The sequence below is a fragment of the Ectopseudomonas composti genome, assembly GCF_001567565.1.
Lineage (GTDB): Bacteria > Pseudomonadota > Gammaproteobacteria > Pseudomonadales > Pseudomonadaceae > Aquipseudomonas > Aquipseudomonas composti_A.
Map to the genome: position 1 here is coordinate 50,305 of NZ_LSSW01000024.1, position 13,512 is coordinate 63,816.

Below are 13,512 nucleotides of genomic sequence, written 5' to 3' on the forward strand. Positions count from 1 at the left end.
TCCATCCTGCACCGCCAAAAAATCGCCGATTATACGCAGACTGGCAGGCACCAACCGAACAATCCGGCAGCCCCTCACGGCTTCAAGCTGCGCGCGTTCATCTATACACTGGCGACCTTCCCTGCACCGATCAAGCCAGACGGACAACCCTCCATGCCCGAAGCCCCTCTCGACCTGTTGCTGCTGCCCACCTGGCTGGTGCCCGTGGAGCCGGCGGGCGTGGTGCTGCGCGATCACGGCCTGGGCATCCGCGACGGACGCATCGCACTGATCGCACCGCGCGCAGAGGCGCTGCGCCACCCCGCGACACAAGTGCGAGAGCTGCCGCAGTGCCTGCTCGCCCCCGGGCTGATCAATGCTCACGGCCATGCAGCCATGACGCTGCTGCGCGGCATTGCCGATGACCTGCCGCTGATGACCTGGCTGCATGAACACATCTGGCCAGCCGAAGGGAAATGGGTCGACGAGGATTTCGTCCGCGACGGTACCGACCTGGCCATCGCCGAACAGATCAAGGGCGGCATCAGTTGCTTCTCCGACATGTATTTCTACCCACAGACAGCAGTCGAGTGCGTGCACAAGGCAGGCATGCGGGCGCAGATCACGATCCCGGTGCTGGACTTTCCCGTGCCCGGCGCCCTCAATGCCGACGAGGCGCTGCGCAAGGGCCTGCAACTGTTCGATGACCTCAAGCAGCACCCACGCATCCGCATCGCCTTCGGTCCGCACGCGCCCTACACCGTCAGCGACGACAAGCTCGAGCAGATACGCGTGCTGGCTGACGAGCTGGACGCCGGCATTCATATGCACGTGCACGAAACCGCGCAGGAAGTGGCCGACGCCGTCAGCAAACACGGTGAGCGCCCACTGGCGCGCCTGGCTCGCCTCGGCCTGCTCGGCCCGCGCTTTCAGGCCGTGCACATGACCCAGATCGATGACGAGGATCTGGAGCTGCTGGTGGAACACAACTGCAGCATCGTGCATTGCCCCGAGTCCAACCTGAAGCTGGCCAGCGGCTTCTGTCCGGTCGAACGTCTGTGGCAGGCCGGCGTCAATGTCGCCATCGGCACCGACGGCGCCGCCAGCAACAACGACCTCGATCTGCTCGGCGAAACCCGTACCGCCGCCCTGCTGGCCAAGGCCGTCGCCGGCTCGGCCACCGCCCTCAATGCCCACAGCGCCCTGCGCATGGCGACCCTGAATGGCGCCCGCGCACTGGGACTGGACACACAGACCGGCTCGCTGGAACTGGACAAGCTGGCCGACGTGGTCGCCTTCGACCTTTCCGGCCTGGCCCAGCAACCGATCTACGACCCGGTATCGCAGCTCGTCTACGCCAGCGGCCGCGACTGCGTGAAACACCTTTGGGTGGGCGGCAAGCAGCTGCTGGACGATGGGCGCCTGACCCGCATGGACGAAAGCGAGCTGATCGCCAAGGCCAGGGAATGGGGAACCAGGATTGCCCAAAGGCAGCCCGGATGAAATCCGGGAAGAATGCAGCCACCCCGGATTGCATCCGGGCTACGCTCTCGAAACGACTGCGACAAACTGACATACATTGAACGAATCCGCGCCGCCCCACGCCCGTTCTTAAACTGGCAACATAGCGGCAGTACGCTTTCCACGCTTTGAATAGAGATGCTTATGAGCAACGTCGACCGCGCCGAAATCGCCAAATTCGAGGCCCTGGCACACCGCTGGTGGGACCTTCAAAGCGAGTTCAAACCTCTGCACGACATCAACCCGCTGCGGGTCAACTGGATCGATGAGCGCGTCGGCCTCGCCGGCAAACGTGTGCTGGACGTCGGCTGCGGCGGCGGCATTCTCAGCGAAGCCATGGCCCAGCGGGGCGCCACCGTCATGGGCATCGACATGGGTGAGGCGCCGCTTTCGGTCGCGCAGTTGCACCAGCTGGAATCCGGCGTGGAAGTCGATTACCGGCAGATCACCGCCGAAGCCCTGGCCGAGGAAATGCCGGGCCAGTTCGATGTCGTCACCTGCCTGGAGATGCTCGAGCACGTACCCGATCCGTCCTCGGTCATCCGCGCCTGCCACAAGCTGGTCAAGCCGGGTGGCCAGGTGTTCTTCTCCACCATCAACCGCAACCCCAAGGCGTACCTGTTCGCCGTGATCGGCGCCGAATACATCCTGCGCCTGCTGCCACGCGGTACCCACGACTTCAAGAAGTTCATCCGCCCCTCCGAACTGGGCGCCTGGAGCCGCGCAGCCGGGCTGGAGGTCAAGGACATCATCGGCCTGACCTACAACCCGCTGACCAAGCACTACAAACTGGAAGCTGACGTCGACGTCAATTACATGATCCAGACGCTGCGCAAGGAGTAGCCCGCATGCGTTTGAAAGCAGTTCTTTTCGACATGGACGGCACCCTGCTCGACTCGGCGCCGGACTTCATCGCAATCACCCAGGCCATGCGCGCCGCCCGCGGCCTGCCGCCCCTGGCAGACAAGGCCATTCGTGACCAGGTATCCGGTGGCGCACGCGCCATGGTCGCCTGCGCCTTCGACGCAGCCCCGGACTCGGCAGCCTTCGAAGCCCTGCGCCAGGAGTTTCTGGAGCGCTACCAGCAACACTGCGCCGTGCTCACCCGCCCGTTCGACGGCATCGAAGCCCTGCTCGACGACATCGAACAGGCACGCCTGCTGTGGGGCGTTGCCACCAACAAGCCGCTGCGCTACGCCGAACCGATCATGCAAGGCCTGAATCTGGCGGGGCGCTCGGCGGTACTGGTTTGCCCCGACCACGTCGAGCAGAGCAAACCGGCGCCGGACATGCTGCTGCTCGCCTGCCAGCAAATGGGAGTCAAACCCGAGGAAGTGCTGTTCATCGGCGACGATGCCCGCGATATAGAGTCCGGCCGCGCCGCCGGCTGCCGTACTGCGGCGGTGACCTACGGCTATATCCACCCCGAAGACAACCCGCGCAACTGGGGCGCCGACGTGGTCGTCGACCAGCCCCAGGAGCTGCGCGCGATTCTCGACCGCGCCCTGTGCAGCTGCTGAAGGTATAAAGCGGGCGCCGCCCGTCGTCAGGCTATTTGGCGGGTCAGGCCCGCCGCACCAATCAATGCTCCCCGAAGGACCCAGAACATGTTCGATTACACCGCCCGCCCCGACCTGCTCAAGGATCGCGTCATCCTGATCACCGGTGCCGGCCGCGGTATCGGCGCCGCCGCCGCCAAGACTTTCGCCGCCCACGGCGCGACCGTGCTGCTGCTGGGCAAGACCGAAGCCAACCTGAGCCAGATTTATGACGAGATCGAGGCGGCCGGTCACCCGCAGCCGGTGGTGATCCCCTTCAATCTGGAAACCGCCCTGCCGCACCAGTACGACGAACTGGCGGTGCTGATCGAGAACGAATTCGGCCGCCTCGACGGCCTGCTGCACAACGCCTCGATCCTCGGCCCACGCACGCCGCTGGAGCAGCTGTCCGGCGATAACTTCATGCGCGTGATGCACATCAACGTCAACGCCATGTTCATGCTCAGCAGCACCCTGCTGCCGCTGCTCAAGCTCTCGGAGGATGCCTCCGTCGCCTTCACCTCCAGCAGCGTCGGGCGCAAGGGTCGCGCCTACTGGGGCGCCTACGCGGTATCGAAGTTTGCTACCGAGGGCCTGATGCAGGTCATGGCGGACGAGCTCGACGGCATCGCCAGCGTGCGCGCCAACAGCATCAATCCGGGGGCGACCCGCACGGCCATGCGCGCCCAGGCCTACCCAGGAGAGAACCCGGCTACGCGCCCGCTGCCCGAGGACATCATGCCGCTCTACCTCTACCTGATGGGCCCGGACAGCAAAGGCGTCAACGGCCAGGCATTCGACGCGCAATAGGGCCCATGCCATGGCCCGCTGGCAATCAACGGGCCATGGCACGACAGAAATCCGCCGCGCCCCTTGCCGGGCGGCAGCACATTGCCAGTACCGCCGTCAGACAACCGGCAATCGCTTGCCGGCCCTCGCCCTTAAAGAACACCTAACAAACTGATTTAAAAGAGATTTTATCTATCTTGAACCACCTGGCATGAAATTCGCTCTAACCCTCTCGTCGCACCATCGCGCCAGAGGTTCAGCTCCATGGTCCCCCCCAGCCAGTCCAACACCATCGATTTCGACGCTGCCAAATTGCAGCGTCTCGGCTTTACCGGCACGCGCAACCTGCCGCTCAAGCCTGCCAGCCTGGTCGAGCTGCGCCACCAACTGAGCCTGCAACTGCAGACCAGCCTGGACGTGGAACGGATCCTCACGCTGTTCTTTCGCGAAGTGCAGCGCCTGGTGCCACTCGATGCATTGGCCTTCCAGCATCCGTCGCACGATCTGCGCCTAGAGCTGGGCGAGCGCGCCCCTCATTCGGCCGGCTACCGCCTGAGCCATGAGGGCGAATACCTGGGCGAGCTGATTTTCCGCCGCAAGCAGCGCTTTGCCGAAGATGAACTGACCCAGCTGGAATCCTTGCTGGCCAGCCTGCTGTTCCCGCTGCGCAACGCCCTGCTCTACCGCACGGCCCTGCAAAGCGCGCTGCGCGACCCGTTGACCGATACCGGCAATCGCATCGCCATGGACCAAGTGCTGCAGCGCGAGGTGGATCTGGCCCGCCGCAACCTGCAACCCTTGTCGCTGCTGATGCTCGACATCGACCACTTCAAGAGCATCAACGACAACCACGGCCATGCGCTTGGCGACGAGGTGCTGAAAGCGGTGGCCCAGACCCTGAAGAACCAGCTGCGTAACATCGACATGGTCTTTCGCTACGGTGGCGAGGAATTTCTGGTCATTCTCTCCGGCACCAACCGCGAAGGGGCGGCGCTGGTGGGCGAGCGCCTGCGCTTTGCAGTGATGGAGCTGCAATGCCTGGATGCCGGCCGACCCATCGAAGTATCCATCAGCCTGGGCTGCTCCAGCCTGCTGCCGGGCGAGTCGAGCGAAAGCCTGTTGCGCCGCGCTGACAACGCGCTGTATGTCGCCAAGCGCGAAGGTCGCAATCGCCTGTCCATGGCGGGCTGAAAAGCTGCTCTGCATAGCCCGGATGCAAGTCGGGCCAGAATGAAAAAAGGGACTCCGCGGAGTCCCTTTTCGTTGCTCAGCGCTTGCGGCCGAAGCCAGGGCGCTGGCCGTCACCAGACGGCGGGCGCTTACCAGGCGTTGCCGGGCGTGGCTTGCGCGCCGGACGATCGGCCAGCTCAACGGCCGGACGCGGCTGGCGCTTCTTGACGTCACCCGGACGCTCCGCAATGGGTGCGCCACGACCATTCTCGCGACGCTCACCACCCTCTTTGCGCGGGCCACGTGGCGTACGCTGCTCGGCTTCCTCGCGGCGCGGAGCACGGCTCGGGCGAGCGTTTTCGGCGCCTGCCTCATCTTTCGCCGGACGCAATACACGCTTGCCACGCACTTCCACAGGCTTGGCCGACTTGCGCTGCAGGCGGTCGAGCTTTTCGCGCGTCTTTTCCTTCATCGCCGGCAGTGCCTGCGGAGTAAGGCCGACTTCGGCGCTGAGGATGTCGACTTCGCGCTGGTCCATTTCCCGCCAGCGGCCCATGGTCAGTTCGGATGTCAGGAACACCGGACCGAAACGCACGCGCTTCAGACGGCTCACTACCAAGCCCTGGGACTCCCACAGACGACGCACCTCACGGTTGCGCCCTTCCATGACCACGCAGTGATACCAGTGGTTGAAGCCTTCGCCACCGGGCGCTTCCTTGATGTCGGTGAACTTGGCCGGGCCATCTTCGAGCATCACGCCGGTCTTGAGGTTCTCCAGCATTTCCTCGGTCACCTCGCCGCGCACACGCACCGCGTATTCACGGTCCATCTGATAGGAGGGGTGCATCAGGCGGTTGGCCAGCTCACCATCGGTGGTGAACAGCAACAGGCCGGTGGTGTTGATGTCGAGGCGACCGATGTTGATCCAGCGCCCTTCTTTGGGACGCGGCAGGCGGTCGAATACGGTCGGGCGGCCTTCCGGGTCGTCACGGGTGCAGATCTCGCCGTCCGGCTTGTTGTAGATCAGCACACGGCGTACCGAGCCGGTGATTTCTTCACGCTTGAGCAAGCGGCCATCGAGGGCGATGGCGTCGTTGGCATCGACGCGCTGGCCCAGGGTCGCGGCAGCGCCATTGACCTTGACCCGCCCTTCGGCGATCCAGGTTTCGATTTCGCGGCGCGAAGCCAGCCCGAGACGGGCCAGGACTTTCTGCAGTTTCTCGCCTGCAGGACGCGGTTGTTCGTGCTCAGTCATCTTGGGCACCTCCCGGTGTAGTAAAGGATGATCGAAGGGCGCGCATCATACGCACTACAGCGCTCTTAGGGTAGCCGAGGCTCGGCCAGGCGACAGCGAAAAGCGCAGAACGGCGCGCTTTACGAATTCCGGCGTAATCAGAACTTGCGCCGCCCGGTCGCCTCCAGCGCCAGCAGTCGCATATCGGCCTCGGCCAGCAGAAGCAGACGCTCGCCCTTGCCCAGGCGCTTCCAGCCCTTGATTTCCTGGCGACTGCGGCCGCAACCGAGACAAATGTCCTTCTCGAACTCACAGACCTTGATGCACGGGCTCTTGCTCATGGGATCTCCTGAAACGGCAGGATCGGATGGGCGCAAGAATAAAGGCCGGGCAAGCGGCAGCGAGATTGAAGTATTCGATAAACGGCTTAAACGCGCTCAATGCAACGACTGATCGCCGTCCAGGTCGGCCAGGTCATCTTCGACTGCTTCATCAGACTCACCTGCCTCGTCTTCCTCGGCCAGGCGCAGGTCATCGAAATCGGTCTTGAGCCCTTGCTCCATGGTATCCAGCTCGGCCAGCAGGCTGCGGAAGCTGGTTTCCTCACGCGGCTCGACGGCCTCGCCATCTTCCTGCAACGCCAGATCGGCGCGCGCCTGCAGCCCAGCCGGCACCTCCGCCTCGTCGTCTAGCGCCAGTTCAGGCTCCGGTTCCAGCTCGCGCAAGGCGGCGAGCGGCGGCAGTTCGTCGAGGCTTTTCAGGTTGAAGTGATCGAGAAAGCCCTTGGTCGTGGCGAACATCGCCGGGCGCCCCGGCACGTCGCGATAGCCCACCACACGAATCCATTCACGCTCGAGCAGGGTCTTGGTGATGTTGCTGTTGACTGCAACGCCGCGCACATCCTCGATCTCGCCGCGCGTGATCGGCTGGCGGTAGGCGATCAGCGCCAGGGTTTCCAGCAAGGCGCGGGAATAACGCTGTGGGCGCTCCTCCCAGAGCCGGCCGACCCAGGGAGCGAAGCGCTCGCGCACCTGCAGGCGGTAGCCCGAGGCCACCTCTTTCAACTCGAAGGCACGCCCCTCGCAGGATTGGCGCAGGACTTCCAGCGCGGCCTTGAACTGCTGCGGCTCGGGCCGCTCACCCTCTTCGAAGAGTTCGAAAAGGCGTTCGAGCGACTGTGCCTTGCCGGAAGCCAGTAAAAAGGCTTCGAGCAATTGGGCCAGGTCTTTGGGGTCGTTGAGGTTCATTCGGCACGGGCTCGGACGTGAATGACGGCAAATGGCTCATTCTGCACCAGCTCGACCAGGGATTCCTTGATCAATTCGAGCACCGCCATGAAGGTCACGACCACACCAAGCCGCCCCTCCTCGGCCGCGAACAGTTCGACGAAAGGCACGAACGCTCCGCCTTTGAGACGCTCCAGCACCTCACTCATGCGCTCGCGGGTGGACAGGGCCTCACGGGTAACCTGGTGGCTTTCGAACATGTCGGCGCGGCGCAGCACTTCGGCCATCGACAGCAGCACTTCCTCCAGGCTGACGTCCGGCAGCAGCTTGCGCGCCCTGGCTTCGGGAGCATCGAGCCTGGGGACGGTGACGTCACGGCCGACGCGCGGAAGTTCGTCGATACCCTCGGCAGCCGCCTTGAAGCGCTCGTACTCCTGCAGGCGGCGAATCAACTCGGCGCGCGGGTCGTCCTCTTCTTCCTCAGCTTCGGCCGAGCGCGGCAGCAGCATGCGCGACTTGATCTCGGCAAGCATGGCGGCCATTACTAGGTATTCGGCAGCCAGTTCCAGACGTACCGAATGCATGAGCTCGACGTAGCCCATGTATTGCTTGGTGATCTCGGCGACCGGGATGTCGAGGATGTCGATGTTCTGTTTGCGAATCAGATAGAGCAACAGATCCAACGGCCCCTCGAAGGCCTCGAGAAAGACCTCCAGCGCATCCGGGGGAATGTAGAGGTCCAGCGGCAGCTCGGTGACGGCCTCGCCATAGACCAGGGCGAACGGCAGCTCCTGCTGGGCACCGGCCTGGCTGTCGGCGGCTGGCGTGGCGGGCTCACTCATCGACGGGCGCTCCTTCAACGATAATTTAGGCCCATGGCCAGACGCACTTCGGCCAGGGTTTCACGCGCCTCGTCACGCGCGTGCTCGGCGCCTTCGGCAAGGATGCTGCGCACCAGGTCCGGGCTGTCCTCGTAGTCGATGGCGCGCTGCTGCAGTGGTATCAGCTCGGCCTGCAGAGACGAGCACAGCACGCTCTTGCAATCGAGACAGCCAATCGAGGCGGCGCGACAGCCCTCGACCACCCAATGCAACTGCTCGTCGCTGGAATACAGCTGATGCAGCGGCCAGACCGGACAACGCTGTGGCTCACCCGGATCGTCACGGTGCACCCGCGCCGGATCGGTGGGCATGCGCCGCAGTTTTTCCTCGATCTCGGCGTCGCTGTCGCGCAGGAATATGGCGTTGCCGGTGGACTTGGCCATCTTCTGCCCATCCAGCCCCGGTACTCGCGAATACTCCGAGATCATCGGTTGTGGCTCAGCCAGGATCACCTTGCCGCCGCCTTCAAGGTAACCGTACAGACGTTCCTGATCACCCAGGGTGATGCTGGTCTGCTCCTTGAGCAGGGCGCGCGCCGTCTCCAGCGCCTGGGCATCACCTTGCTCCTGGTAGGCCTTGCGCAGGTTGGAGTAGAGCTTGCCGACCTTCTTGCCCAACTTGCCGATGGCAGCTTCGGCCTTCAGTTCGAAATCCGGTTCGCTGCCATATAGGTGGTTGAACCGTCGCGCCACTTCGCGGGCAAATTCGATATGCGGGAGCTGATCGGCACCCACCGGCACTTGCCCGGCACGGTACAGCAGAATGTCCGCCGCCTGCAGCAGCGGGTAGCCGAGAAAGCCATAGGTGGAAAGGTCCTTGCCGCTCTGGCGCTCCTGCTGCTCCTTGTACGACGGCACACGCTCCAGCCAGCTGAGCGGGCAGATCATCGACAGCAGCAGATGCAGCTCGGCATGCTCCGGCACCTGCGACTGCACGAACAGCGTCGCGGAGCTGGGGCTTACCCCTGCAGCCAGCCAATCCACCGCCACGTCCATGACGTGTTGGGAAAGCTGGCCGGCTTCAGCGTAGTCGGTGGTCAGTGCATGCCAGTCGACGATGCAGAAGAAGCAGTCGTACTCGTGCTGCAACTTGACCCAGTTCTTCAGCACACCATGGTAGTGCCCGAGATGCAGACGACCGCTCGGACGCATCCCTGATAGCACCCGACGCTCGGAGTCGTTAAAGCTCAAACCGTTCTATCCATAATCCAGACAAGATCGCGGAGTATAGGGTAGCCGCAGCCACAACGGAAAACGCTGCGTCAGAGATCGTTGAAGGGCGTCGGGTCGCCGCAACCGACGCGCACGACTTCAGGGCTTTCGTCAGCTAGATTGACCACGGTAGAGGCCTCCAGCCCGCCAAAGCCACCATCGATGATCAGGTCGACGTGATGCTCGAGGATCTGGCGCATTTCATAGGGGTCGGACATCGGCAGCTCATCGCCCGGCATGATCAGGCTGACGCTCATCAACGGCTCGCCCAACTGCTCCAGCAACGCCAGGGCGATGGGATGACTGGGAATGCGGATGCCGATGGTGCGACGCTTGGGGTGCAGCAGCATGCGCGGCACCTCGCGAGTGGCGTTGAGGATGAAGGTGTAGGGCCCCGGGGTGTGATTCTTCAGCAGGCGAAAGGAGGCGGTGTCGACCTTGGCGAATAGGCCGATCTGCGAAAGGTCGCGGCAAACCAGGGTGAAGTTGTGCTTGTCGTCGAGCTGACGCAAACGGCGAATGCGCTCTACCGCATTCTTGTCGCCGATGGCGCAGCCCAGTGCGTACGAGGAATCGGTGGGATAAACCACCACACCGCCGCTGCGAATGATTTCCACGGCCTGTTTGATCAGGCGTGCCTGTGGGTTTTCCGGATGAATCTGGAAAAATTGACTCACACTTGCTCCCTGCTCATGAAGTGACAGCGGATGGCTGTTCATGTTCGAAGCGCTCCCAGAGCGCGGTCAGGTCATCGGGCAAAGGCCGGTACATGCCCAGCTCGGACCAGTCGCCCGGCGCATGGAAATCGCTGCCGACACTGGCCATCAAGCCGAACTCACGCGCCAGAATCGCCAGGCCTCCGACTTGTTCGGCCGGCTGCATGCCATTGACCACTTCCAGGGCATGGCCACCGGCCGCCGCGAATTCGGCCACCAGGCGTCGACGCTTACTGCGAGTAAAGTCGTACTGCCACGGATGCGCCAGGCTGATCCAGGCGCGGGCCGAACGCAAGGTGGCAATGGTTTCTTCCAGCATAGGCCAATGCTGCTTGACGTCGCCCAACTTGCCCGAGCCCAGCCACTTGCGAAATGCCTCGGCACGATCACGCACATGACCGGCACGCACGAGAAACTCGGCGAAGTGCGGCCGCGCCGGCGCGTTACCGCTGTCACCGAGTTCCTGCTGGACGGCTCGCGCGCCCTCCAGCGCCCCCGGCATGCCTTTGGCCGCCAGCCGGCGATCGATCTCCTCGGCACGCTGCCAGCGCCCGTGATGCAGCGCCTCGATGGCCGCTCGCAGCGCCGGGGCGTCGCGCTCGAAGGCATAGCCCAATACATGAATGGTCGCCCCACCCCAGGTACAGGACAACTCGATGCCATTGACCAACTGCATACCCAACGGCTCGGCAGCACGGTGCGCCTCATCGAGGCCTTCCAGGGTGTCGTGATCGGTCAGTGCCAGCAGCCGCACACCCCGCTCATACGCCCGTCCCACCAGTACGGAGGGGGCCAGGGCGCCATCGGAGGCGGTGCTGTGGCAGTGCAAATCGACAATCATGGCGGCGCTTTCGTTGAGTTTGATGTTTGTTATTATGCCCCACATTAGCGCCAAGGCTGTTGCTGTGTGGCGTAAATGGATACCGCTAAAAACCGCTTGCGCGGCCATCACCCTGTTAAAAACCGGCTAAAAGTGCCTATTACGGCTCGTAAACTGCGCTTCTTCGTCTGTTTTTGCGGGGCCGCCATCGGTATTGTGCTGACTGCCTCACCTAAGGTTTCTAGCGGCACCCAAATGCTTCTTCCCTCCGCGCTTCGACCCCCAATAAGGATTGAGATGCTCTACGCCATCATCGCCACCGACGTCGAAAACTCCCTGGAAAATCGCCTGGCTACCCGCCCCGCTCATCTCGCCCGTCTGGAGCAGTTGAAGCAGGAAGGTCGCCTGCTGCTGGCCGGCCCGCATCCGGCTGTCGATAGCAACGATCCAGGCCCAGCGGGTTTCAGCGGCAGCCTGGTGGTTGCCGAGTTCGAATCCCTCGAAGCCGCGCAGAAATGGGCCGATGCCGACCCTTATCGCGCAGCCGGCGTGTATGCCAATGTCGTGGTCAAACCTTTCAAGAAAGTGCTGCCCTGAGGGACTGTTTACAAAGCAGCCAGCGCAGGCCAGGCAAGGCAAGGCGCAACCACCAGCGGTCTCAACTCAGACGACGGCTGGCCCGAAAAAGCGCGGTGTACGAGTTGTACATGAGCACTTTCAGGCTGATTCCACGCAGCCTGGCCGAACGCAGCAATTTGTAAATATCCTCCGACAGAGCGCCACCTACGCTGCTCTTGCATAAAAGGAATCGCGATGCGCTCGATCCCGCTATCCCTGCTGGTCACCCTGCTGCTGAGCTGCGCGTCGCTACAGGCAGAAGAAGAACTCGCCCAGCCACAGGCTCCGGCGGCAAGCGTCGACAATCAGCGCCAGGAACTGGAGCAACGTCTGGCGCAAAGCGAGCAACTGCGCAACGAGCAACAAGAGAGCAGTACCGTGCAACTGCAACGCCTGCGCCAGGAAAACCAGCGTTTGCGTGTGCAACTCAAGGAAAGCCAGGCACAGAGCCAGCCGCGACTGCTTAGCGAGGAGCAGACCTGGTTTGCCCTCGGCGCTGCCCTGAGCCTGGTCTCGGTGGTGTTCGGCGCCCTGCTGCGCGGTCGCCGCAAGACCCGCCGCGAGTGGATCAACTGAGCCATGAGCCGCCTGCTGCTGATCGATGATGACCAGGAACTCTGCGAGCTGCTGGCCAGCTGGCTGACCCAGGAGGGCTTTCAGGTCACCGCCTGCCACGAGGCTGCGGGGGCCCGCCAGGCCCTCCTCACGCAGGCACCTGACGCCGTGGTGCTCGATGTGATGCTGCCGGACGGCAGCGGCCTGGAGTTGCTCAAGCAGCTACGCGGCGAGCATCCGGAGCTGCCAGTGCTGATGCTCTCCGCCCGCGGCGAGCCGCTGGACCGCATCCTCGGGCTGGAGCTGGGCGCCGATGACTATCTGGCCAAGCCCTGTGATCCGCGCGAGCTGACCGCGCGTCTGCGGGCCGTGCTGCGCCGCACCGCGCCCGCACCGGCCAGCAGCCAGCTGCAGCTGGGCGACCTCAGCTTCAGCCCCAATCGCGGCGTGGTCAGCATCGGCGAGCACGACATCCCCCTGACACTCTCCGAAAGCCGTTTGCTCGAAGCCCTGCTGCAGCAACCGGGCGAGCCGGTGGACAAACAGGCCCTGGCGCAACTGGCGCTGGGCCGTAAGCTGACGCTCTACGACCGTAGCCTGGACATGCACGTGAGTAACCTGCGCAAGAAGCTCGGCCCGCACCCTGACGGTCGCCCGCGCATTCTCGCCCTGCGCGGGCGTGGCTACTACTACGCGCAGTGAGCACACCTGCGTGCAGCGTAAATAAGCCGCAACATCGTCTTTACCCAAGCTTTACCCACGCCTGACTGCCCTTGACCTTGACCGCCGCATAATGAGCCCATCCGGTCGTTACCGGTTTCGAGACAAGGAGAATCCCCATGCGCAAGACCCTCACCGCCCTGCTGCTCGCTGCCACGCTGCCGACTCTGGCCTTCGCCATGCCCGAGGCAGGCCCACGCCACCATGAGCGCGACCACGGCATGTTCAAGGAGCTCAACCTGAGCCAGGAGCAGCGCCAGGAATTCCGCAAACTGATGGGCGAGCAGATGAAGACCCATCGCGACATCACCAAGCGCTACCTGGACAAGCTGCCGGAAGCCGAGAAACAGGCCATGAAGAAGGAGTTGGACAAGGCCCGCGCCGATCAGCACAAGGCGCTGCGTGACCTGCTCAACCCCGAGCAGCAGAAAGCCTTCGACGAGCACCAGAAGAAAATGCAGGCCCGTCGCGCCGAGATGGCCGAGTTCAAGGCCTGGAAGGCCGAGAAGGACAGCAAGACCAACTGATCCACTC

At 63.5% G+C, this 13,512-nt stretch carries 16 protein-coding genes; 9 read left to right on the top strand and 7 right to left on the bottom strand.

From position 1 onward, the window contains the following. Positions 1–153: 153 nt before the first annotated feature. From PCLY_RS12260 to PCLY_RS12280, 5 genes are all read left to right on the top strand, one after another. A complete protein-coding gene (locus PCLY_RS12260) occupies positions 154–1,482 on the top strand; it encodes a TRZ/ATZ family hydrolase (protein WP_061239667.1) in 1,329 nt (442 codons plus the stop codon). Between the two features lie 162 nt (positions 1,483–1,644). Beyond that, positions 1,645–2,343, top strand: coding sequence for a bifunctional 2-polyprenyl-6-hydroxyphenol methylase/3-demethylubiquinol 3-O-methyltransferase UbiG (gene ubiG, locus PCLY_RS12265; protein ID WP_061239669.1), 699 nt, complete (start codon positions 1,645–1,647; stop codon positions 2,341–2,343). A gap of 5 nt (positions 2,344–2,348) precedes the next feature. Then, positions 2,349–3,020, top strand: a complete 672-nt coding sequence (gene mupP, locus PCLY_RS12270) for an N-acetylmuramic acid 6-phosphate phosphatase MupP (RefSeq protein ID WP_061239671.1) — start codon at positions 2,349–2,351, stop codon at positions 3,018–3,020. A gap of 87 nt (positions 3,021–3,107) precedes the next feature. After that, a complete protein-coding gene (locus PCLY_RS12275; RefSeq protein ID WP_061239673.1) occupies positions 3,108–3,848 on the top strand; it encodes a YciK family oxidoreductase in 741 nt (246 codons plus the stop codon). 243 nt (positions 3,849–4,091) lie between these two features. Beyond that, positions 4,092–5,018 carry a GGDEF domain-containing protein gene (locus tag PCLY_RS12280; protein ID WP_061239675.1) on the top strand — a complete coding sequence of 309 codons (927 nt, stop codon included), beginning with the start codon at positions 4,092–4,094 and terminating at the stop codon, positions 5,016–5,018. 76 nt (positions 5,019–5,094) lie between these two features. Here the strand turns inward: PCLY_RS12280 and rluB are convergent, their stop codons facing one another. The 7 genes from rluB to PCLY_RS12315 form a co-directional block, all read right to left on the bottom strand. Next, a complete protein-coding gene (rluB, locus tag PCLY_RS12285) occupies positions 5,095–6,252 on the bottom strand; it encodes a 23S rRNA pseudouridine(2605) synthase RluB (RefSeq protein WP_061239677.1) in 1,158 nt (385 codons plus the stop codon). A 137-nt stretch (positions 6,253–6,389) separates the two neighbouring features. Beyond that, positions 6,390–6,572, bottom strand: a complete 183-nt coding sequence (locus PCLY_RS12290) for a DUF1289 domain-containing protein (protein ID WP_061239679.1) — start codon at positions 6,570–6,572, stop codon at positions 6,390–6,392. A gap of 96 nt (positions 6,573–6,668) precedes the next feature. Then, positions 6,669–7,478, bottom strand: coding sequence for an SMC-Scp complex subunit ScpB (gene scpB, locus PCLY_RS12295; protein WP_061239682.1), 810 nt, complete (start codon positions 7,476–7,478; stop codon positions 6,669–6,671). After that, positions 7,475–8,299, bottom strand: a complete 825-nt coding sequence (locus PCLY_RS12300; protein ID WP_061239684.1) for a segregation and condensation protein A — start codon at positions 8,297–8,299, stop codon at positions 7,475–7,477. Before PCLY_RS12300 ends, scpB begins: the two co-directional genes overlap by 4 nt. Before the next feature lie 14 nt (positions 8,300–8,313). Further along, a complete protein-coding gene (locus tag PCLY_RS12305) occupies positions 8,314–9,528 on the bottom strand; it encodes a tryptophan--tRNA ligase (protein ID WP_082768070.1) in 1,215 nt (404 codons plus the stop codon). Positions 9,529–9,599: 71 nt separating this feature from the next. Beyond that, a complete protein-coding gene (locus PCLY_RS12310; protein ID WP_061239688.1) occupies positions 9,600–10,226 on the bottom strand; it encodes an L-threonylcarbamoyladenylate synthase in 627 nt (208 codons plus the stop codon). Positions 10,227–10,239: 13 nt separating this feature from the next. Further along, entirely contained in the window at positions 10,240–11,106 is an 867-nt protein-coding gene (locus PCLY_RS12315; protein WP_061239690.1) for a PHP domain-containing protein, read from the bottom strand. Between the two features lie 276 nt (positions 11,107–11,382). On the opposite strand from PCLY_RS12315, the gene PCLY_RS12320 reads away from it, so the two are divergent. The 4 genes from PCLY_RS12320 (at position 11,383) to PCLY_RS12335 (ending at position 13,505) form a co-directional block, all read left to right on the top strand. Continuing rightward, complete coding sequence (locus PCLY_RS12320; RefSeq protein ID WP_061239692.1) at positions 11,383–11,682, top strand: YciI family protein; 300 nt, start codon at positions 11,383–11,385, stop codon at positions 11,680–11,682. Positions 11,683–11,898: 216 nt separating this feature from the next. Next, on the top strand, positions 11,899–12,279 hold the full coding sequence (locus PCLY_RS12325) for a hypothetical protein (protein ID WP_061239693.1): 381 nt from the start codon (positions 11,899–11,901) through the stop codon (positions 12,277–12,279). Positions 12,280–12,282: 3 nt separating this feature from the next. After that, the gene (locus PCLY_RS12330) at positions 12,283–12,960 is read left to right on the top strand and encodes a response regulator transcription factor (protein ID WP_061239695.1); all 678 of its coding nucleotides are present in this window, start codon (positions 12,283–12,285) and stop codon (positions 12,958–12,960) included. A 137-nt stretch (positions 12,961–13,097) separates the two neighbouring features. Next, positions 13,098–13,505: a Spy/CpxP family protein refolding chaperone gene (locus PCLY_RS12335; protein ID WP_061239697.1), complete on the top strand. Its 408-nt coding sequence runs from the start codon at positions 13,098–13,100 to the stop codon at positions 13,503–13,505. Positions 13,506–13,512: the final 7 nt, after the last annotated feature.

Coding starts and splice junctions, on each gene's coding strand:
- PCLY_RS12260 (WP_061239667.1), top strand. CDS start 154: ATGCCCGAAGCCCCTCTCGACCTGTTGCTGCTGCCCACCTGGCTGGTG.
- ubiG (WP_061239669.1), top strand. CDS start 1,645: ATGAGCAACGTCGACCGCGCCGAAATCGCCAAATTCGAGGCCCTGGCA.
- mupP (WP_061239671.1), top strand. CDS start 2,349: ATGCGTTTGAAAGCAGTTCTTTTCGACATGGACGGCACCCTGCTCGAC.
- PCLY_RS12275 (WP_061239673.1), top strand. CDS start 3,108: ATGTTCGATTACACCGCCCGCCCCGACCTGCTCAAGGATCGCGTCATC.
- PCLY_RS12280 (WP_061239675.1), top strand. CDS start 4,092: ATGGTCCCCCCCAGCCAGTCCAACACCATCGATTTCGACGCTGCCAAA.
- rluB (WP_061239677.1), bottom strand. CDS start 6,252: ATGACTGAGCACGAACAACCGCGTCCTGCAGGCGAGAAACTGCAGAAA.
- PCLY_RS12290 (WP_061239679.1), bottom strand. CDS start 6,572: ATGAGCAAGAGCCCGTGCATCAAGGTCTGTGAGTTCGAGAAGGACATT.
- scpB (WP_061239682.1), bottom strand. CDS start 7,478: ATGAACCTCAACGACCCCAAAGACCTGGCCCAATTGCTCGAAGCCTTT.
- PCLY_RS12300 (WP_061239684.1), bottom strand. CDS start 8,299: ATGAGTGAGCCCGCCACGCCAGCCGCCGACAGCCAGGCCGGTGCCCAG.
- PCLY_RS12315 (WP_061239690.1), bottom strand. CDS start 11,106: ATGATTGTCGATTTGCACTGCCACAGCACCGCCTCCGATGGCGCCCTG.
- PCLY_RS12320 (WP_061239692.1), top strand. CDS start 11,383: ATGCTCTACGCCATCATCGCCACCGACGTCGAAAACTCCCTGGAAAAT.
- PCLY_RS12325 (WP_061239693.1), top strand. CDS start 11,899: ATGCGCTCGATCCCGCTATCCCTGCTGGTCACCCTGCTGCTGAGCTGC.
- PCLY_RS12330 (WP_061239695.1), top strand. CDS start 12,283: ATGAGCCGCCTGCTGCTGATCGATGATGACCAGGAACTCTGCGAGCTG.
- PCLY_RS12335 (WP_061239697.1), top strand. CDS start 13,098: ATGCGCAAGACCCTCACCGCCCTGCTGCTCGCTGCCACGCTGCCGACT.